This is a genomic window from Pantoea sp. JGM49, assembly GCF_018257655.1.
GTDB lineage: Bacteria > Pseudomonadota > Gammaproteobacteria > Enterobacterales > Enterobacteriaceae > Pantoea > Pantoea communis.
Genome location: NZ_JAERJM010000019.1, coordinates 40,019 through 59,313, shown reverse-complemented (window position 1 = coordinate 59,313; position 19,295 = coordinate 40,019). Strand labels below are relative to the sequence as shown.

Annotated in this window: 21 protein-coding genes; 9 read left to right on the top strand and 12 right to left on the bottom strand. The window is 55.1% G+C overall.

Annotation, left to right across the window (positions count from 1 at the left end; translation table 11 throughout):
• Positions 1-22: 22 nt before the first annotated feature.
• The 5 genes from JK231_RS23515 to JK231_RS23495 all read right to left on the bottom strand — a co-directional run bounded on the left by JK231_RS23515 (position 23) and on the right by JK231_RS23495 (position 3,841).
• Positions 23-442: a VOC family protein gene (locus JK231_RS23515; protein ID WP_249221811.1), complete on the bottom strand. Its 420-nt coding sequence runs from the start codon at positions 440-442 to the stop codon at positions 23-25.
• A 121-nt stretch (positions 443-563) separates the two neighbouring features.
• Positions 564-1,442, bottom strand: coding sequence for a permease (locus JK231_RS23510; RefSeq protein ID WP_211729732.1), 879 nt, complete (start codon positions 1,440-1,442; stop codon positions 564-566).
• Between the two features lie 103 nt (positions 1,443-1,545).
• Positions 1,546-1,734: a YjfB family protein gene (locus JK231_RS23505; RefSeq protein ID WP_211729731.1), complete on the bottom strand. Its 189-nt coding sequence runs from the start codon at positions 1,732-1,734 to the stop codon at positions 1,546-1,548.
• 150 nt (positions 1,735-1,884) lie between these two features.
• On the bottom strand, positions 1,885-2,835 hold the full coding sequence (locus tag JK231_RS23500) for an aliphatic sulfonate ABC transporter substrate-binding protein (RefSeq protein ID WP_211729730.1): 951 nt from the start codon (positions 2,833-2,835) through the stop codon (positions 1,885-1,887).
• A 100-nt stretch (positions 2,836-2,935) separates the two neighbouring features.
• Positions 2,936-3,841 carry a LysR family transcriptional regulator gene (locus JK231_RS23495; protein WP_211729729.1) on the bottom strand — a complete coding sequence of 302 codons (906 nt, stop codon included), beginning with the start codon at positions 3,839-3,841 and terminating at the stop codon, positions 2,936-2,938.
• 143 nt (positions 3,842-3,984) lie between these two features.
• Between JK231_RS23495 and JK231_RS23490 the strand changes: the two genes are divergently transcribed.
• Together JK231_RS23490 and nfsB are read left to right on the top strand one after the other, a co-directional pair.
• Positions 3,985-4,986 (top strand): zinc-binding alcohol dehydrogenase family protein, encoded by a 1,002-nt coding sequence (locus tag JK231_RS23490; protein WP_211729728.1) that lies wholly within the window; start codon positions 3,985-3,987, stop codon positions 4,984-4,986.
• A gap of 87 nt (positions 4,987-5,073) precedes the next feature.
• Entirely contained in the window at positions 5,074-5,727 is a 654-nt protein-coding gene (gene nfsB / locus JK231_RS23485; protein ID WP_160834371.1) for an oxygen-insensitive NAD(P)H nitroreductase, read from the top strand.
• A gap of 64 nt (positions 5,728-5,791) precedes the next feature.
• Here the strand turns inward: nfsB and JK231_RS23480 are convergent, their stop codons facing one another.
• The 3 genes from JK231_RS23480 to JK231_RS23470 are packed head-to-tail and all read right to left on the bottom strand — an operon-like array spanning position 5,792 to position 8,630.
• The gene (locus tag JK231_RS23480) at positions 5,792-7,171 is read right to left on the bottom strand and encodes a heavy metal sensor histidine kinase (protein ID WP_211729727.1); all 1,380 of its coding nucleotides are present in this window, start codon (positions 7,169-7,171) and stop codon (positions 5,792-5,794) included.
• Entirely contained in the window at positions 7,168-7,842 is a 675-nt protein-coding gene (locus JK231_RS23475) for a heavy metal response regulator transcription factor (protein ID WP_211729726.1), read from the bottom strand. The genes JK231_RS23480 and JK231_RS23475 overlap by 4 nt, the downstream gene beginning before the upstream one ends.
• Positions 7,843-7,868: 26 nt before the next feature.
• Complete coding sequence (locus JK231_RS23470) at positions 7,869-8,630, bottom strand: alpha/beta hydrolase (RefSeq protein WP_211729725.1); 762 nt, start codon at positions 8,628-8,630, stop codon at positions 7,869-7,871.
• 251 nt (positions 8,631-8,881) lie between these two features.
• Here JK231_RS23470 and JK231_RS23465 point away from each other — a divergent pair, with 251 nt between their 5' ends.
• On the top strand, positions 8,882-9,652 hold the full coding sequence (locus JK231_RS23465) for a transporter substrate-binding domain-containing protein (protein WP_211729724.1): 771 nt from the start codon (positions 8,882-8,884) through the stop codon (positions 9,650-9,652).
• A 24-nt stretch (positions 9,653-9,676) separates the two neighbouring features.
• The gene (locus tag JK231_RS23460) at positions 9,677-10,765 is read left to right on the top strand and encodes a DUF2817 domain-containing protein (protein WP_211729723.1); all 1,089 of its coding nucleotides are present in this window, start codon (positions 9,677-9,679) and stop codon (positions 10,763-10,765) included.
• Here JK231_RS23460 and JK231_RS23455 read toward each other — a convergent pair.
• Positions 10,750-11,520, bottom strand: coding sequence for a 2OG-Fe(II) oxygenase (locus JK231_RS23455; protein WP_211729722.1), 771 nt, complete (start codon positions 11,518-11,520; stop codon positions 10,750-10,752). The two genes, JK231_RS23460 and JK231_RS23455, sit on opposite strands and share 16 nt — an antisense overlap.
• A 98-nt stretch (positions 11,521-11,618) precedes the next feature.
• Between JK231_RS23455 and JK231_RS23450 the strand changes: the two genes are divergently transcribed.
• The 4 genes from JK231_RS23450 to JK231_RS23435 all read left to right on the top strand — a co-directional run bounded on the left by JK231_RS23450 (position 11,619) and on the right by JK231_RS23435 (position 15,235).
• The gene (locus JK231_RS23450) at positions 11,619-12,518 is read left to right on the top strand and encodes a LysR substrate-binding domain-containing protein (RefSeq protein WP_058960286.1); all 900 of its coding nucleotides are present in this window, start codon (positions 11,619-11,621) and stop codon (positions 12,516-12,518) included.
• A gap of 102 nt (positions 12,519-12,620) precedes the next feature.
• On the top strand, positions 12,621-13,907 hold the full coding sequence (locus tag JK231_RS23445; RefSeq protein WP_211729733.1) for an SLC13 family permease: 1,287 nt from the start codon (positions 12,621-12,623) through the stop codon (positions 13,905-13,907).
• A gap of 28 nt (positions 13,908-13,935) precedes the next feature.
• On the top strand, positions 13,936-14,793 hold the full coding sequence (locus JK231_RS23440) for an AraC family transcriptional regulator (RefSeq protein WP_160834379.1): 858 nt from the start codon (positions 13,936-13,938) through the stop codon (positions 14,791-14,793).
• Positions 14,794-14,827: 34 nt separating this feature from the next.
• On the top strand, positions 14,828-15,235 hold the full coding sequence (locus JK231_RS23435) for a DUF2000 family protein (protein ID WP_045833270.1): 408 nt from the start codon (positions 14,828-14,830) through the stop codon (positions 15,233-15,235).
• Between the two features lie 26 nt (positions 15,236-15,261).
• On the opposite strand, the gene JK231_RS23430 is transcribed toward JK231_RS23435, so the two are convergent.
• Both JK231_RS23430 and JK231_RS23425 read right to left on the bottom strand, forming a co-directional pair.
• On the bottom strand, positions 15,262-16,605 hold the full coding sequence (locus JK231_RS23430) for an amidase (protein ID WP_211729721.1): 1,344 nt from the start codon (positions 16,603-16,605) through the stop codon (positions 15,262-15,264).
• Positions 16,606-16,609: 4 nt separating this feature from the next.
• Positions 16,610-17,431: an MBL fold metallo-hydrolase gene (locus tag JK231_RS23425; RefSeq protein WP_211729720.1), complete on the bottom strand. Its 822-nt coding sequence runs from the start codon at positions 17,429-17,431 to the stop codon at positions 16,610-16,612.
• A 102-nt stretch (positions 17,432-17,533) separates the two neighbouring features.
• On the opposite strand from JK231_RS23425, the gene JK231_RS23420 reads away from it, so the two are divergent.
• Positions 17,534-18,457, top strand: coding sequence for a LysR family transcriptional regulator (locus tag JK231_RS23420; protein ID WP_211729719.1), 924 nt, complete (start codon positions 17,534-17,536; stop codon positions 18,455-18,457).
• 121 nt (positions 18,458-18,578) lie between these two features.
• Here the strand turns inward: JK231_RS23420 and JK231_RS23415 are convergent, their stop codons facing one another.
• Positions 18,579-19,259: an SDR family NAD(P)-dependent oxidoreductase gene (locus tag JK231_RS23415; protein ID WP_211729718.1), complete on the bottom strand. Its 681-nt coding sequence runs from the start codon at positions 19,257-19,259 to the stop codon at positions 18,579-18,581.
• Between the last annotated feature and the right edge of the window lie 36 nt (positions 19,260-19,295).

Sequence of the window (19,295 nt, the reverse complement as noted above, 5' to 3'; positions counted from 1 at the left end):
CCCCCAACACCCACAATCCCCCTCACTCAACAAACTGGCAAAAACGCAAAAGATAGCCATCCGGATCCTGAACAAGAAACTCTCTCTGACAAGCCGTGGTTTCTCCAATCTGATAGGTGCTTTCACGCAAATCCCGATACAGCGGCACGCCATGATTCATCACCCGCGCCAGCACACACGCAATATCATCCACCTCAACCTGGAAATTCACGCCGCGCCCGAGCGGTTTGACGAGTTCTGCGGTATTCCAGCCTTCGGCGTGAAACTGCTCAAGCATCAGCTGTGCTTCGTCGAGGTTGATGTAAGCAAATTCGGGGGAGCTTCGCCTGACCATAATCTGGAATCCCAATACTTCAGTGTAAAAATGCAGTGAGGCAGTAAAGTCGGTCACGGTCAGTTCGGGCACCATTCGGTTCCAGTAGGGTTCATGCTGAACTGTCATTGCTTATGTCCTTTTAAATAACACGACCTTAAGCTGATACCGCGCAACCTGTTTGCTCATGTCGCGACAAACGATAAATGAGTGGCTAAAGAGCATCAGGTTAACCCGCTTAAACATCTCTTCAACCCCATATCCCTAACGCTCTGCCACCCAAAAAAGCACCCGAATAAAGCGCTATCGCGACGATGCTGATACAAGTCCCACATGAAATCGCCCGCGCTGAATTTCCGGTGCCCAGATAATGCGTTTCCAGCACGATAATATTGGCTGCAGGGGGAAGCAGGCAAAAGAGATACAGCGTTGCCGGATTTTGCGTAATAAGTGGCGCGTTGAACTGATCGGCTATTAGCAGCAGCAAAGAAATCAGCACAGCGAAAACCACTGAGCGAGTGATAAACGGACGCAGTTCGTGTCGAAAATCGCGCATCGATATTGTTGTCTTTGAAAGCCAAATTCCTAAAACGGCCATGCCAAGAAAACTCATCATAAATTTGGCAATTTGATACAGGCCATCAAAGTGAAGAGCCACCGAATCACTCAGCGGAATCAATGCTGCGCCGATCATCAGAGCGATGACGGGCGGGGTGCGCATCAACGTGATTGGATTAAATTTCTCGCCGGAGAGCATGCCTGCGCCCAACGAGTTTCCGACAATTGAGCTGCCGACGTAGGCGGCAATAATAATGGTCGCAGCATCATTGCCGAATAACACGCTTGCAACGGGAAGACCCAACCAGCCGATATTGAGGTAGCTAAAGCACAGGTTTTTAATGGGATCGGGGAAAACATAGCGGCCTGCCAGCAATAGCAACATCATGCATATCGCGGTGGCGACAATTATGGTGCTCATGCTGTGGAAGCGGGTCGATATATTAAAAATGACCACGATGGGAATAGCGATGCGCGTCAATATCCATGACGCAGCCGTTTTGCAATCCCAGGCGGTTTTGCCCAGCAACCATCCGGCAAACAGATAGATAAGCGGAAAGAAAATTGTCACGAAACGTCCCTGATTAGCGTGTCGACCACTCCCTGAAATAGGGAGTGGTTAAAAATACACGCTATCAGAGGTCGTTCAGTGAGTGCAACGATGCAGCGTGAGTTTATGCGGTGGTATTGATGTTGCGGCCAACAGCGGGATTCGACGGCAGTTGCGGAATCGAATTAAGAATTCCAGCTGCCATTGACTGCTGATTATCCAGGGACTTTTTCAGTACCAGGGTGCTCACTTTACTGCTCAGGTCCATATTAGCCAGACCGATAGCCAGTGAAGTAATCTGTGATACATCCATCTTGCTCTCCTTTAAAACGACTAATGGGGGGCGGAAACGGCTTTGAGTAAGCCTGATACGTCTATCGGCATCCAAGTTCAAAGCTTCACTGCTATCTTCGGAGATCCCCGACGCCAACCGGCTTAATCAGATTATTCTCTGGCAGGTCGGCTATTTCGCCTGCGGCTGCCAGGTGCCCACATCCTGCGCATCAATCGCTTTCGGCAGCAGCTTCGCCTGATAAAACGCATCTGCAATCTTCTGCTGCTCAGCCAAATCGCTCTTGTTCACTGGCTCGATCTGATAGCTGCGTTGCTGGTTCGCTTGTTCCACCGTGGCGAGCGGCAAATTACCCCACAGCGGAGAGAGAATCTTTGCTGCATCCGTTGGATGTGCTTTCAACCATTGAGCTTCCTGGTCCAGCGTCTTATACACAATGCCCAGCACCTCAGGATGCTTCTGCGCATAAGGCGTCGACACCAAATAGTAGCGCTGGTAACTGGCGAGACCTTTGCCGCTCACCAGCACGCGCGTGTGCTGCTCGACTTTCGAACTGGTGACAAAGGGTTCCCAGGTCACCCACGCATCGACGCTGCCGTGTTCCAGCGCGGCACGCCCATCAGCAGGCGTCAGCCATGCAGGCGTGACATCACTGAATTTCAGTCCCGCCTTCTGTAACGCGGCGATCAGCAAATAATGGCTGCCTGCGGCTTTAGTGACGGCAATCTTTTTACCTTTTAAATCCTGCAGCGATTTGATGCTGGAGTTGGCGGGCACCAGAATGGCCTGAGCTTCAGGCGAGGGCGTTTCGCGCGCATAGTAAGTGAGGTCGGCGCCTGCCGCCTGCGCGAATACCGGCACGGTATCGGCCACGTCAGCAGAGAGGTCAACGTTGTTGAGGTTCAGTGCCTCCAGCAGCGGTAAGCCGCTGGTGAACTCGTGCCATGTCACCTTAATGCCGCGCTCGGCGAGCGCCTTATCCAGATCGCCACGCTGCTTTATCAGCGTCAGCAAGGTGGAAGATTTTTGATAGCCGATGCGAAGTGTCTCTTCGGCATTGGCGCTGGCAAGCAGTGAGGAGAAAAGCAGTGAAGCAAGTATTGTCTTTGTAATGTTGCCCATGTGAGTCCCTGAAGGTTTTATCAATTTTTTAAAAATGATAAAGCTGCTCACGAGGCAATCAAAACCGCAAGTTCGCATAAGCTCTGCACATTTACAGCTATCAAAGTTGCGCGGTAATCGCCCGCAAATGCTCCCGTAATACGCTATGCAGCGCCCGAATCGCAGGAGAGAACTGCTTACGATGCGGGCAGATTAAATGCAGGGGCGTGCTTTCGCCGGGAATCTCAGGCAGCACCCGTTCCAGGCGGCGCTGCTGGATATCTTCACAGACATCAATCCAGGATTTATACGCGATGCCCATGCCATTGATAGCCCAACGGCGCGCCACTTCGGCGTCATCACATAGCAGGCGACTTTTCACCGTGATTTGGCGGCGCATACCTTCCTGCGGGAACGTCCATTTGTCATAGACGTGGCCGCCCATCACAAACGGCAGGCAGTGATGCTGGGCCAAATCCTCCAGCTTCTGCGGGCGTCCATGTTGGTCGAGATAAGCTGGCGATGCCACCATAATGCGTCGATTGTCCTCGGCCAGCGGTAGTGCCACGTAACTGCTGTCTTCCAGTTTGCCGTAGCGAATGGCGATATCTACCGGATCGCGGAACACATCACTGATTTGATCGGATAACGATAACCGGACCGACAAGGCAGGGTGCTCACAGCAAAATTCGGTAATCAGCGGCAAGAGAATATTGCGGCCAATATCGGAAGGCATCGCGATTTTAAGCTCACCGCTCAGCGCGTCTTCATGACTTTGCAGGCTATCAGCGCCCGCTTGCATCAAGGCCAGCATCTCCTGCGCGTAGGGCAGATATTTTTCACCCTCTGCGGTTAAGCGCAGGCTACGCGTAGATCGCGCAAACAGGCGACGATCCAGTTCTCGCTCCAGTCGCTGAATCGCGGCGCTCACTTGCCCCGGCAGCAAATTCACTTCACGGGCCGCGCGGGAAAAGCTGCCCAGTGCTGCCGATCTTACAAACAGCGTGACATCTTCCAGTCGGATCATTTTCTTACTCATCGTCAAAACAGACAGGGATTTTCACTCTAAGAGTGAAAGTGTTGCTGTGCAATCGGCATTTTTCCTCAGCGTGCAGGCCGCTATGCTGAATCCAACTTACCTAACACCCTGATGAATTGAGGAACGGCTTGATGAAAGCGATTGTTTATAGCCAAAACGGTTTACCGATTTCCGATGAAAATGCGCTGTACGAACTGGATGTCGCCCAACCGCAGCCGGGCGCGCGTGACCTGCGGGTAAAGATCCACGCCATTGCCGTAAACCCGGTGGACACCAAAGTGCGTAACGGTGCGCCCACCGATAAACCGCGCATTCTGGGTTGGGATGCGGTCGGCGTGGTGGAAGCGGTGGGTGAGGCGGTCACGCTGTTCCAGCCGGGCGATGAGGTGTTTTACGCAGGCGATATCACCCGCGCGGGCAGTTATGCCGAATATGGGTTGGTGGATGAACGCATTGCCGGCCATAAACCCCGCACGCTGAATGATGCCGATGCCGCCGCGTTGCCGCTGACATCACTCACCGCATGGGAATTGCTGTTTGATCGTCTGGAAGTACAGACGGATGACAATGCTGCACTGTTGATTATCGGAGCAGGCGGCGGTGTGGGATCGATCCTGACGCAGCTGGCGCGCAAGCTGACCAACCTCACGGTGATAGGCACCGCATCGCGGCCCGAAACCGCGGATTGGGTGCGCTCACTGGGCGCGCATCATGTGGTCAATCATCAGCAGCCGCTGGGTGAACAGCTGGCGGCTATTGGCTATCCGCAGGTGCGCTATGTGGCTTCATTGACGCACACCGACAGCTATTACTCCCAGCTGGTGGATGTGCTGGCCCCACAGGGCAAGCTGGCGCTGATCGATGATCCGGAAACGCTGGACGTGGTGCCGCTGAAGCGCAAAGCCATCTCGCTGCACTGGGAGCTGATGTTCACCCGCTCACTGTTCCAGACCCGCGATATGCAGCGTCAACACGATATTTTAGAGCGCGTAAGCCAGCTAATTGATGACCAGACGCTGCAAACTACGGCAGGCGAACATCACGGCACCATCAACGCGGCCAATCTGCGCAAAGCCCATGCGCTGATCGAGAGCGGTCGTGCACGCGGCAAGATCGTGCTGAGCGGCTTTTAACCCTTTGAAACACAATTCGTTAACCGCCGTGTAAGCGCGGCGGTTAAGGTAACGGCACTTTTAAAATAATCGATTCAGGAGATTGCCATGACACTTAATGACGCAGTGGTTCGTCGCCACACTGTGAAAGCCTTCGCCAGTGGTAAAAGTTTGCCGCAGGAAGAGATCGAAACGCTGCTGAACGTGCTGCGTAACAGCCCGTCTTCCGTCAACTCTCAGCCATGGCATTTTGTGGTGGCTTCCACGCCAGAAGGTCGTGAGCAGATCGCGCAATCCACTACCGGCGCCTTTGTTTATAACGGCCCGAAAGTACTGAATGCTTCCCATGTGATCGCGCTGTGCATGCGCACCGATCTGGATGACGCACATCTGCAAAATGTGCTGGCGCAGGAAGAACAGGATGGGCGTTTTGCCAAACCAGAAGGCAAAGCCGGTCAGGATAAGAGCCGCCGTGGCTATGTCGATATGCACCGTTACGAGCAGCGTGATATCCCGCAGTGGATGGAGAAACAGGTTTACCTGGCGCTCGGTGGTCTGCTGCTAGGTGCCGCGATGTTAGGGATTGATGCGACGCCGATGGAAGGTTTTGATCAGCGTGCGCTGGATCAGGCGTTAGGCCTGCGTGAGAAAGGCTTTACCAGCGTGGTACTGGTATCGTTGGGCTATCGCAGCGAAGAAGATTTTAATGCGGCATTGCCAAAATCACGTTTGCCGCGCGAAGAGATTTTCACCTTTATTTAAGCGGTTGCGGCGCAATTTTTTGCGTGGTTTTAACCCCGCGCGATGAATCGCGCCGCTACAAGTTTTATCGCGGAAACCGCAAACTGAACCGGTTCACCCCGTTCTCACTGCTCACCGCACAGCTACCGTGATGCAAACGCATGATGCTGCGTACAATCGACAACCCCAGCCCGCTGCTGCTTTGATGGCGTGAGGCATCGGCGCGCCAGAAGCGATCAAACATGCGTGACTGCTGTTCAGCACTCAACGCCGCGCCTTGATTCTCCACCACCAACTCGATTCCCTGATCGCGCACCGCACTTAACACGCGAATGGTGGTATCCCGCTCGCCATAGCGCAAGGCATTCGCCATCAGATTCGCCAGTGCCCGTTGCAGCAGCTGCGGATCGGCGCGTAACTCTCCCTGCAGGTGCATTTCCAACTGCATGTTGTGCTCCTCGGCCATGCCATCAAAATAATCCTGCAACTTCTCGCCAAGCTGTGCCAAATCGATTATCTGCCAATCCATTGCCTGACTGGCGTCTTCCGCTTTAGCAAGGAAAAGCATGTTATCGATCATTTTCGCCAATCTCTCCAGTTCCTCGTAGTTGGAGCCCAGCAGTGCCTGGTAATCGCCCACGCTGCGCGGCTGGCTCAGCACCACCTCGGTCTGACCGATCAAGGTGCCAATCGGCGTGCGCAGGTCGTGCGCCATATCGGCGGAAACCTGGCTGAGCTGTTGATAGCCCATTTCCAGACGACTGAGCATCTGGTTGAAGGCAGCGACCAGCGGTTGCAGTTCTGACGGGGCATCGCTGAACTGGATACGGTGCGATAAACGCCGCACGTCTATGGCATCAGTTTCCGCTGCCAGCCGACGCAATGGCGATAAGCCGCGTCGCACCAGCCAGATGCTCAATAATGCAACCAGCAGGGCTGCCAGTGCAGTTGATACAATAATCTGGTCGCGATAGCTGTTCAGCGTTTGGGTACGGTCGCTCATCAGGCGGCCGGTGATGATCTCAATTTGCCCATTACCATCACGCGTCGGCGCTAAGGCGGCGGCGGAGATAAAAGGGGTGCCATCCTGCGCTTGCTGGTGATGCACTGAGGTCAGACTGAGTGGCTGATCGGCGGGCACGGGCGTGATGTCGGGCATCGGTCGTGCGCCTGGATTGACCACAATCAGCGGCGGTTGACCTGGAAAGCGCAGCACCAGCAAAGACTCCGTATTGCCCAGCATATTGGCAAACAGGCGCGGTTTTTGCTGGATCAGCGTGATGGCGTCTTCATCGCGCAGCAGCGTACGAATCTGATCAATGCGCGTCAGCAGTGCCGCGTCATCGCGTACACCGATCTGCTTCGCCAGCGACTGATACAACGCAATGCCGCTTAGGGCAAAAATCACGATCACCGCAGTGCTGAGCAGCAAGGATAATCGGGTGGCGAGCGAAAGTTTAGTCATGCTTCAGCTTCGCAGCGATACCCAACGCCGTGCACGGTGTGAATCAGCGGATGGGCAAAGGGACCATCGATTTTGTGGCGCAGGCGTTTTACTGCCACGTCCACCACGTTGGTGTCGCTATCAAAATTCATATCCCATACGCGGGAGGCGATCACCGTGCGCGTCAACACTTCACCGGGATGCAGCATAAACAGATGCAGCAGGTTGAACTCTTTGTTGGTGAGGTCGATGCGTTGCCCCGCGCGCTCCACCCGACGTTTAGGGATATCGAGTTGCAGATCAGCCAGGGTCAGCACATCGGGAAGTTTTTGCTGGCCGCCGCGCCGCAGTTGCGTGCGGACGCGTGCCAGTAGTTCCGCAAACGAGAAGGGCTTCACCAGGTAATCATCCGCGCCCAGTTCCAGCCCCTTGATGCGATCTTCTAACGTGCCTTTAGCCGTGAGGAAAATTACCGGCGTCTGGATCTGTTTATCCAGCGCGGCCATCACCTCCCAGCCGCTCATGCCGGGCATCATCACATCGAGTAAAATCAGGTCGTAATGATGCTCCTGCGCATAGAACAAACCATCTTGCCCATTTTCCGCTACATCCACGATGAATCCCGCTTCGGTTAATCCTTTGCGCATGTAATCGCGCGCTTTGGCTTCATCTTCAATCACCAAAATTTTCATGCGCATCTCCGGGCGGGATAAGTGGGTTAGGGCTGCGCCTGCTGAGCGGCCTGTTCAATCAGTTTCGCCACATCATCAGGATGAGATTCATACACCGAGTGGCTGGCGCCCGCGACTTCAACCGTGTGGCTGTGCGCGCGTTTGGCGTACATCCGCTCCAGATCAGGGTTAATGATTTTGTCAGCTTTCGCCACCATGTACCAGCTAGGCTTGGTCTTCCACGCCGGGTCTGGAATGTTGGCGGTGAACACGGCGGCGTTGGTTGGCATCTGCGCGTGGGCTTCAAAATCCGCCTGCGCCGCCGGTAAATCCGCAGCGAAATCGCTGTGATAATTTTCTGGCGCGATGGTCAGGTAGCCATCAGTCGATTTGGCAAACGGATGCGCGCTGTTGGGGAACTTCTTGCCGTTGATGGCTTCGGTTTCGCCTTTATCCAGCGCGTGCGCGGCGATATACACCAGACCCACCACCTTGCTGTCATTTCCGGCTTCGGTGATGATCGCGCCACCATAACTGTGGCCGACCAGAATCACCGGTCCATTCTGCTGATCGATGATGCGGCGTGTCGCCGTGACATCTTCCGGGAAACCGGTCAGCGGCTCCTGCACCAGCGTCACTTTATAGCCATCGTGCGTCAGGCGGTCATACACCGGACGCCAGCCTGCGCCACCCACAAAAGCACCGTGTACTAACACAATATTCTTAACCGGTTGCGCCTCGGCTTGCGCCACGCCGCCTGCCATCGCCAATAAAATGCCCGCTGCTAACGTCAGTTTTTTCAGTTTCATGATTGTGCTCCAGATAAGGAAGGTTCGGGCACAGGATATGAAAGCGGCGCTGACAGCAGGGTGAGCGAGTTATGACAAAAGAATGACAGGGGGTATTAAGTAATTTTTAATGGGGTGTGAAATTCCTCTAACCTATTAATCAATATAAGAATTCACTCTACATAAATCCATTATTTTAATGGTGGTAATGTTTCCGTCATGTTATTAAATCTCCATGCCGTTGTGAATTTACCTGCCTGCTGGAGATAACAATGAAAAAGAGTTTGTCCTTCGCGTTACTGCTTTCACTGGGCGCTTTCAGCACCTTATCGTTTGCTGAGCAGACGTTGCGTTTTGGTGTTGATCCCACTTTCCCACCGTTTGAATCTAAGGCCAGTGATGGCTCACTTAAAGGATTTGATATCGATTTGGGCAACGCCATTTGTGGGCAGGCAAAAGTCAAATGCCAGTGGGTGCAGATCGGCTTTGATGGCAGTATTCCGGCACTGCAGGCTAAAAAGTTTGATGCGATTCTGTCGGCGATGTCGATGACGGAGAAACGCCGTGAGCAGGTGGATTTCAGCAACATGCTGTATATCACGCCGAGTGCGTTGCTGACGCCAAAAAGCAGCACCCTGACCGAAGATATCAGCACGCTGCGCGGTAAGAACATCGGCGTGGCGCAGGGCACCATTCAGGAAACCTACGCCAAAGCAAAATGGGCGGCACAGGGTGTCAATGTGGTTTCCTATCCTAACCAGATGGAGATCTATCCCGATCTGGTCGCGGGGCGACTGGATGGCACTCTGGCGAATGCGGTGTCAGCGGATCAGGGTTTCCTGAATACGCCGGAAGGCAAAGATTACGTCATCAAAGCGACGCTGGTGGATAAAGAGCTGCTGGGCAACGGTGTGGGAATTGGCCTGCGTAAGGGCGATACCGTGCATCTGAAACTGATCAATGATGCGCTGGCCGAACTGCACAACAATGGCACTTACGATCAGCTGGCGAAAAAATACTTCAAGTTTAAGGTTTATCCGTAAGCGCCCTTATTTACAGGAAACAGCATGTCAGATTTGCCGCATTACTCGTCCCAACGTGCCCGTTTTGTTGCGGCAGTCGAGCGCCAACACGGCGCTTTGACTTCATACCCGCATCCGCTGCCGGGCCCACAAGGTGAAACGCTTTATACCGATGTCGCCGTCATTGGCGACCCCGGTGCCAGCAAGTTGATGATGATCATCTCGGGCACGCATGGGGTGGAGGGCTACTACGGATCGGACAGCCAGATTGAGTGGCTCAATCGCTTCAGTCTGACTGCTTTGCCCGATGACACCGCGATTGTGCTGCTGCACCTGTTGAATCCCTGGGGAGCAGCCCATTTGCGGCGCGTCAACGAAGACAACATCGATCTTAATCGCAATTTTATCGATTTTACTCAGCCAGCCCCCGCCAATCCGGAATACCCGTCATGGCACGGGATTTACCACGGCGATCGGACACAAGCTGATGAGCTGTTAGTTAAAACCCTTAACGGCGCAGGCTGGCTGGCGGTAAAACGGGTGGTGGAAGCCGGGCAATACCAATTCGCTGACGGTTTCTTCTACGGTGGAAAGCAACCGAGCTGGTCTTATCGCACCATGCAAACCATCATCGCCGACCATTTATCGCAGGCAAAAACCATCCTGAGCTTCGATCTGCATACGGGAGCCGGAGCATGGGGGCATCCAATGTTGCTCTCGATTGCTGAGCAGCAGGTCGCTGCACATCAGTGGGGAAAATCACTGTATAGCGAGTGGTTAACGTTACTGTTTACCGGCACAGGTCGTGACAGTGTCACCGGAGTGACCGCGACCGCAACGGGTTATCTGTCGCAGTTCCTGCTGGAATCACTGCCGCAGACGCAAATTTTGCCACTAGTGGTGGAGTGCGGAACGTATCCCGGCGAAGAGATGCATCGTCGCGTGCGTGACGATCATTGGTTGCATCTGCAAGGTGAACCGACCAGTGAGTCAGGGCGCGCCTTAAAGCATGAGCTGGTGGAAGGTTTCTGGCCAGCAGACCGCGACTGGCGCGATCTGGTGGCTTTTCGGACCCAGCAGATATTTGTACGCGGCTGGCAAGGTTTGTTGAACGCCGATCACAACCGACCATAAAAAGTCATACGCGCCGTTTCCGATAGAGCGATGCCAGGCTGTGTGTTATACGCCAGCACTGCCAGCATGCGTGTGATGTCGCCTTCGGTTGGCGTCACACGATGCATAGAGTTGCGACCACGGAACAGCACTAAGTCACCCGCTTCAATCGCCAGCGCATCGACCGGCTGGCGCTGATCCAAAACCGCCGCCACGCCATCAAAGTTCATCTCACCGGCATCGGCATCGCGCAGATCCTTCACATACTGGAATACACCACCCGCGCGGGGTTTCTGCACCAGCAGGGTGATGGCGAAGGAGGAGTTATCGAAGTGCCAGCCGAGTTCCTGACCATCGGGCGCGTAATGCAGATTGATGGACGAGAGCGGATCGGCATAAGGATAGAGCGCGGTTTCACCCAGCACGTCGCACAGGAAATTTTTAAACAGTTCGTCGTTATACAGCTGGCGCAGCGGCGATTCGGCGGCAATCACGTCGTCGGTAATACAGCCTTTGGTACTGATCACATCACGATTGCGCGGATGGTCAGCGTCATACGCCTCGTCTTTTTTCATCAGATAGACGTTATGCTTGCTGAGGGTGTGATAGGCCAGATGGCGCTGAGCGTTTCCTTCGGCGATGATGCTTTGCAGCGCGTCGGGTTGTAAAAACTGACGCAGGACCAGCGCGCCATGCTGGTTGAGCTGTTCACGGCATTCACGTCGCCAGTCGGCGTCGGCCAGTGGATGCAAATCGAAACGAATCAATGCAGACATAGCAACAGTTCTCATTGTGACAGGTGTGTTATCACAGTAACTCACTGATATGTTAGTGCGTAACGATATAAATTTAATGCCCTGCTAAGGAAACTTTAATGCCCGCACAGTCACCACGTTTACCGAAAATCAGCGTAATCCAGTCATTTAAGGTGGCGGCGGAGTTAGGTAGTCTGGCAAAAGCCGCCGCGCAACTGGCGCTGACGCCTGCGGCGGTGAGTCAGCAGATCCGGCAGCTAGAGGAACAGTTGGGCAGTGCGCTGTTTGTGCGTACGCAAAGTGGCGTGATGCTGACTGAAACCGGCAAAGAGTATTTGCGCTATGTGACGGAAGCCTTTGATATTTTGCATCTTGGGCAGCAAAACCTGCGTCATGTGGCGGCGATGCCCAAGCTCACGCTCTATTCACTGCCCGCACTGGCCTCGAAGTGGTTGCTGCCTAATATTGCGCAGTGGCGCGTTCACTGTCCCGACATTGATTTATCGCTACACGGCACCCATGCGCAGGTGGATTTTAATGCCACACCAGCTGACTTTGTCATTTGCTTTGGTGAGGATCGCTATCCCCAGCTTGATAAGCAGCGTCTGTTTTTGGATGAGGTGGTGCCCGTGGTGAGCCCCAGGCTGTTGCAGCAGTTTCCATTAGAAAACGTGTTGCAACAGGCTCCATTGATCCATCTTGATTGGGGCAACGAAGGGCGCTTTCTGCCGGACTGGCGAAGTTGGTATCTGGCCAAAGGGATGGCGGAACCCGCATCACAGCCCGCGTTAAGTTTTAATCTCACCTCATTGGCGATCGATGCTGCGGTGGCAGGCGCGGGTTTGTTATTAGGGCAGAAAAGGCTTATCGCTGCAGAGCTGGCACGAGGCGATTTAGTTATGGTTGATGCGTTAAGCCTGCCATTAAGTAAACCCTATTTTCTTGCCTGGCCGCAGCGTTCGCGCAGCCAGCCGGGCAGTGAAGCGTTAATAAACTGGCTCGGACAGCTGGCAATTTAACAAACTGTTAACTGACTCAGCATTGCAAATCGTGGATTGCACTATGCTTATTCGCTTTGTGCGACGGATCGTAGACAGGGAGTTCAGTCAGTGACTTTAGATATGCATTTCTGGCTTACCACGTTGGTCATAGCCATCACCATTTTGCTGTGGGCAAGTGCACGCCTGCCGGAATATCTCACCGCGCTGCTGTTTTTTGCCGCCGCCACGCTGCTTAACATCGCCCCGACCAGCACCATCTTCAGCGGATTTGCCTCTTCAGCCTTCTGGCTGGTATTGAGCGGTTTTGTGCTCGGTGCGGCGATCCGCAAAGTCGGGCTTGCACAGCGCTGGGCTAACTATCTGGTGGTGCCGTTCAGTCAGAGCTGGCCGCGCATGGTCGTTGGCACCCTGGTGCTGACCTATCTGCTGGCATTGGTGATGCCTTCCAATATGGGGCGCATCGCACTGCTAATGCCTGTTGTGCTGGCGCTAGGTGAGCGGGCCGGAATTAAAGCCGGGAGCCGTGGCAACATTGGTCTGGCGCTGGCGGTGGGTTTTGGCACATTCCAGCTCTCCGCCAGCATCTTGCCGGCTAATGTGCCCAATCTGGTGCTTAGCGGTGCTGCGGAAAACGCCTATCATATCCATCTCCAGTGGCTGCCCTGGTGGCTGCTGCATATGCCGGTGGTGGGGATTGGCAAGGGAATGATACTCGCAGCCGCTATTCTGTTCCTGTTCCGCGCGCAACCTCAGCCCGTGCGCCATCGCGATCAACTTGAGCCGCTCAGCCGCAGCGAATGGCGGTTGATGGGCCTGTTGGCTATCACTCTATTGCTGTGGATGACCGATAGCCTGCACGGCTTGCCCGCCGCATGGATTGGTCTGGCGGCGGCGTGTATTTGCCTGCTGCCGCGCATCGGCTTTCTCTCAAGTGATGATTTCGCCAGCGGGGTTAATTTCCGCACCTGTATCTATATTGCCGGTATTCTCGGCGTGGCCACAGTGATAGTGGATTCAGGGCTGGGTCGTCTCATCGCTGATCTGCTGCTTAGCGTGTTGCCACTGCAGGATCACGCTTCGTTTGGTAATTTCGCGGTGCTTAACTCGCTGGTCTCGCTGCTCAACTTTGTGCTGACTGCCAACGGCGTGCCAGCGATGGTGACGCCGATCGCGCAAGAGCTGGCAACCGCATCCGGCTTTTCTCTGATGAGCGTCGTCATGATGCAGGTGTTTGCCTACGCGACGCCGCTGTTGCCTTATCAGGCTTCGCCAGTGGTGGTGGCGATGGGGCTGGGTAATGTGCCTGCCAAAGCGGGCCTGCAACTGTGCGTGCTGGTGTTTATCTTCAGCGTGCTGTTGCTGTTACCACTGGATTATCTCTGGTTCAGGCTGCTAGGCTATGCCTGACTTTCCCTCACTGCCTGAGCACGCCGTTATGTCAGCCAATAATGATTGGGTCGATTTTCGTCGCGATGACGAAACCGGTATCGAAAGCGTCAACGCGCATTTTCGCGGACACGCCTACGATCCGCACGATCACGACGAATTATTGGTGGGCGTGACGCAGCAGGGCTTACAACGTTTCAACTGCCATCGTGCATTGCACACCAGCACACCGGGCCGCGCCATTTTGATTGAGCCGGGCGCGGTGCATGACGGCCACGCCCCTAACGAAGAGGGTTTCACCTACACCATGCTCTATCTGCCGCAGCGTTGGGTGGCAGAGATGATGCAGCGACGCGGTCTGGGGGATGTCTCCAATATTGAAGGGGCGTTTCGCCACACGCTAAATGATGATGCGCTGCTGGCCAGTGCCATCCAGCAGGCGTGGTTTTCAGTGCATCACAGTGAAGGGCGACTGGCGCGCGACCAAAGCCTCGATCATCTGATGACGATGCTTTCCCGCCATCTTGAAATCAAACCCAATGCGCAATCAGGTGCAGCGATGCAGCACATGCAGCTATTACGCGACTATCTGCACGATTTTATGGCGCAGGATATAGGGCTGGATGAGTTGTCACGGCTGGCGGGCATTGATCGCTTTAAGCTGACGCGTCAGTTTAAGCAGGCGTTTGGTCAGTCACCGCATGCCTACCTGGTACGGCTGAGGTTGCGCAGCGCACGTGTGCTGCTGGCGCAGGGCATTGAGCCGGTGCAGGTTGCCGCTCAGGTTGGTTTTGCCGATCAGAGCCATTTAGGGCGTTGGTTCCAACGCGCCTACCGCATGACACCGGCCTCCTATCAACGACAGTGCACAAACGTTCTATATCCCACCCCCGCGACTCTTAGATGATACTGTTTTAGACCCCATCGGAGAGTAGTGACAGATGTTTGATACCAAAATCGCCCTGATTGTTCGTGATGATTTAGCCACCTGGCAGCGCCTGAATGTGGTGGCCTTTCTCGCCACCGGCATTGCTTCTGCCGCGCCTGACATGATGGGCGAACCTTACGTGGATGCGAAGGGGCGTCAATACGGCAATATGGCAGGCCAGCCGATGCTGGTGTTTGCGGGTGATGTTACGGGATTACAACGGGCTCATCGCCAGGGTTTGGAACGGGAGTTGACGGTGATCCCGTATGTGGAAGCGATGTTCGCCACCGGACATGATGCCGCCAACCGCGAGGTATTCATGGCTGAAGATGCCGACAACCTGAACCTGGTCGGCATCGCGATTCGTGGGCCAAAGAAAGCAGTGGATAAGGCGATTAAAGGGCTGTCACTGCACGGATAAACGCGGTCGCCCCTGCGGCGACGCTTTCATTTATTCAGCGATATGCGCAGCTCGATGGCTTCAGCTGCGCGCAGCAACAAGTCTTCCCGGCCACGCAGCGCCAGCAATTCGACGCCAATCGGCAACCCGTCGTCGCTCAGGCCAGCGGGAATAGAGATAGCAGGCGCGCCAGTCACTGCGGAAACCAGCGCATTGCTGCCTTCCTGCATCTCGCCGTGTTTGACTGGCGCACGGCGCACCACCGGGTAGGCCAGCAGGTTAATGTTGTGCTGGTCGAACATCGCCACCAACTGCTGGTAAAGATCATGTTGGCGCTGCTGCACCCGTGCATAACCTTCGCTGGCCGTGCCAGGATGTACCGCGCGGGTCTTAAACACGGTTTCGAGCTGAGGATGATACAGCCCGGATGCAGCGATATCCGGCAGGGTATAGAACTGCGCCTGCGGCTTATCGGCTAAATACTTCGCCAGCGCTTCAGAAAATTCATAACCGATGATATTGGCATCAGCCGCTAACGTCTCTAATTCTGGCCAGCACAGTGTCGCGGGTGCGAACCCGGCCACGGCAGCCTGCACCGCCTGGTTAATCTCATCTTCATCAGCGGCAAATCCTTCCTGCCAGATGCCGACCCGTAATGCTTCTCCCTCCGTAGCAAACGTCTTGCCGCTGAGCACTTCGCAGGCGATGCGCAGATCGGCCGCGCTGCGCACCAGCGGGCCGGGGATATCCTGCGTCGGTGACAGCGGCACAATTCCAGATGTGCTAAGTGCACCTCGCGTCATGCGTAAGCCAAACAGACCATTAAACGCGGCGGGAATACGCACCGAACCTGCTGTGTCACTGCCAATGGCGAGCGGCACATAACCGGCGGCAACGGCAACTGCTGAGCCGCTGCTCGATCCGCCCGGTGAACGTCCTTCCCGCCAGGCATTGTGGGTGAAGCCCGTCAGCGAGGAGGCGCCGGTAATACCCGCCGCCAGTTCATGCATCGCGGTTTTACCGATAATAACCGCGCCCTGGTGGCGCAGTGTGGTGACCAGCGGGGCATCGGTTTGGGCGATGACGTCACGCAACATCACCGAACCCGCGCTGGTGGGCCAGCCTTGTACTTCAATATTGTCTTTAATCAGCACCGGGATGCCGTCCAGCTGACCCAACGCCTCACCGCGTTGACGGCGTGTATCACTCCGTTCTGCTGCCGCACGCGCTTTATACGCAAACAGCCAGGTGATGGCGTTGTAGCGCGGCTGGTCTGCCTCACTTATGCGCTGCAGTGCGAAGTCGGTCAGCTGGCGCGCGGTAACATCACCGCGTTGCAGTGCCAGGGATAAGTCGCTCAGCGACGCGGTGAGATAATCAGCGTATTGCATCCGGTCAATCCTCAAGTGGAGTCCATTGCCCATCAGGCGCAACACGGCCCAAAGAGCTGCTGTGAAAATGGGAACTGAACCAGATTGCCTGATGTTGCTGGCACCAGTCTATAACGCGTTGTCGCGATGCCATGGCGAGCGGAAGATCTTCACAGAACAGCGAGTTCCAGTGCGGGTGTTGAAACTGCACCGGATGGTGCATCACATCACCCGGGAAAATCGCATATTCACCCTGGCTTTCCAGCACAATCGAGGCGTGATCGATGCTGTGACCCGGCGTGGAAATATAGCGCAGCACGCCGGCGAACAGAGGAGATTCCTGCACATTGATGGTCTGCAGCTGGTCGCGTTCGATCAGCGGCAGGATACTGTCGCGATACAGTTCCTGACTGGCGGGATCGTCCTGACAGTGCTGCAATTCCGCCGCCGAGCAGACATAACGCGCGTTGGGGAACAACGGCTGCCACTTACCGTCCACCCAGTGCGTATTCCAGCCAACATGATCGGTATGGATGTGCGTCATCAATACCAGCGTGACTTCAGCAGGATCAACGCCCGCCCGTGCCAGATTTTCGACATAAGGCGTATTCAGCTGATGGAATAATGGTTTGTTATCCCGATTGCGCCCATTGCCGGTTGCGGTATCAATCAGAATAGTGTGTTCAGCGGTACGCACCACCCAGCTGTGTATCGACACTTCAGCCGGCTGTTCGGCAAAGGCGTCACTCATCTCAGAACGATGTGCCTTAAACAACCCCCCAAACGGAAAAGCGGCGCGCTGCTCAGTGATTTTTTCAACCCGGCACTCGCCCACCTGAATCTTCATGCTGTGCTCCACTTGATAGAGGACGCGTTCAGCAGCGTCCGTGACAGTAAGTTGAAAGTCACTATACTAAGGCGGAAAACATTATTTAAATCGATTAAAATCATGAACAACATCAATGAAAATGATTTCTCTCGTATCGACCTCAATCTGCTGGTGGTGTTGATGGTGATGTACGAGGTACGCAGCGTCACGCAGGCCGCCAATCGCCTTTACCTCGGCCAGCCAGCGGTGAGTGCCGCTTTGAAAAGGTTGCGTGAAATGTTCGATGATGCGCTGTTTATTCGCACGTCATACGGCATGACACCGACGCCGCGTGCCGAGCAATTAGTGCAGCAGTTCGCACCGCTGATGCAGGGGTTGCATCGGGTGATCTTCACGCCCGATGCATTTGATCCACAGCGTGATAACCGCCGTTTTCGCATTGGCATCAGCGATTGGCTGGAACAGTGGTTGATGCCTGATTTGTTATCGGAACTTGCCACTGCCGCGCCCGGTGTGGATATTCATGTCGTCGCTGCCGATCCCTGGCAGGCGATTCCGTTAATGGAGCAGCAGCAGGCGGATATGGTAATCACCGTTGGGAATGAAGTTAGTCGTGACTTAACCCGCGAGAAAATCGGCCCGGCGGGTTTTCGCACTGTGTGGAGCCGCCAGCAAATTGCACTGGAACGCCTTACGCTGGCTCAGTTTGTCGGTCATCAGCATGCGCTGGTGTCTTATCGCGGTGCCAGCGAAAGTGCCCTTGACCATGCTCTGCAGCGCCTGGGTAAATCCAGACGTGTACGCTATGTCACGCCGCACTTTTCCAGCTTACCGCTGCTACTCCAGCAGATGCCGCTGTTCGCCACGGTGCCGCAAGGGCTGGCTCCTGCATGGTGCCAACGCTATGGCTTGAATGCTGCGCCGGTGCCGGTTGAGATGCCGGACTACGAACTGTCTTTGCTATGGCATAACGCCCAGCAAGACGATCCGGCAAACCGCTGGCTGCGGGAGACTTTGTGCAGTCTGCTGCAGCGGAAGATTTAGTCTGGCGTTCAGAATTCAGGCTTCAGGCTCAGACTTCAGGCTGAGACTTCAGGCTTAGGCTCAGACCTCAGACTTCAGACTTCAGGCTCCGGGCTGCAGCGTCCTGCTCATCCCTTTGACTTCACCACGGCACGACGCGGCCGAGGTAATCGAGATAATGCAGCCCGGTGCGGCCCGCATACGCCTCCATGGTGTTGAGCAGATTGGGGATGCTTTCATCGATGGTCAGGCGAGCTTCCGGCCCGCCCATATCGGTCTGCACCCAGCCTGGCGCCATTAACAGCAAGGTGCGCGCATCCTGATGGCGTGCGGCAAAGCTGCGCATAAACATATTCAGCGCTGCTTTGCTGCCACGATACACCTCGTAGTTGCCGTTAGTATTGTTGGTGAGACTGCCCTGACCGGAAGACATCACTGCAATCGTGCCACTGGCGCTGACCCGATCTTTAAAAGTTTCGATCACACGCAACGGGCTGAGCGCATTGGTGACCATGACACGGGTGAACTCCTCGGTTGAAACGTCGGCAATGGTTTCCCGATCGTCATTTTTTACTCCGGCATTGACAAACAGCATGTCAAACTCCGTGTCCGCCAGACGTTGATGCAGGGCGCTAACCTGCTCGGGGTCCGTAATATCCACCGTTTCTACCGTCAGCTGTTGCGGATAGCGCGCAGCCAGCTGCGACAATTTATCGGTAGAATGGGCTCGCCCGGTCGCCACAACCTGATAGCCTCGCAGTAGCATGGTTTCTGCCAGTGCGAATCCCAACCCGCGTGACGCGCCAATCAATAATGTTTTCATCCTGTGTTCCTCAGTGGAGTCGATGAGAAAAGTCTA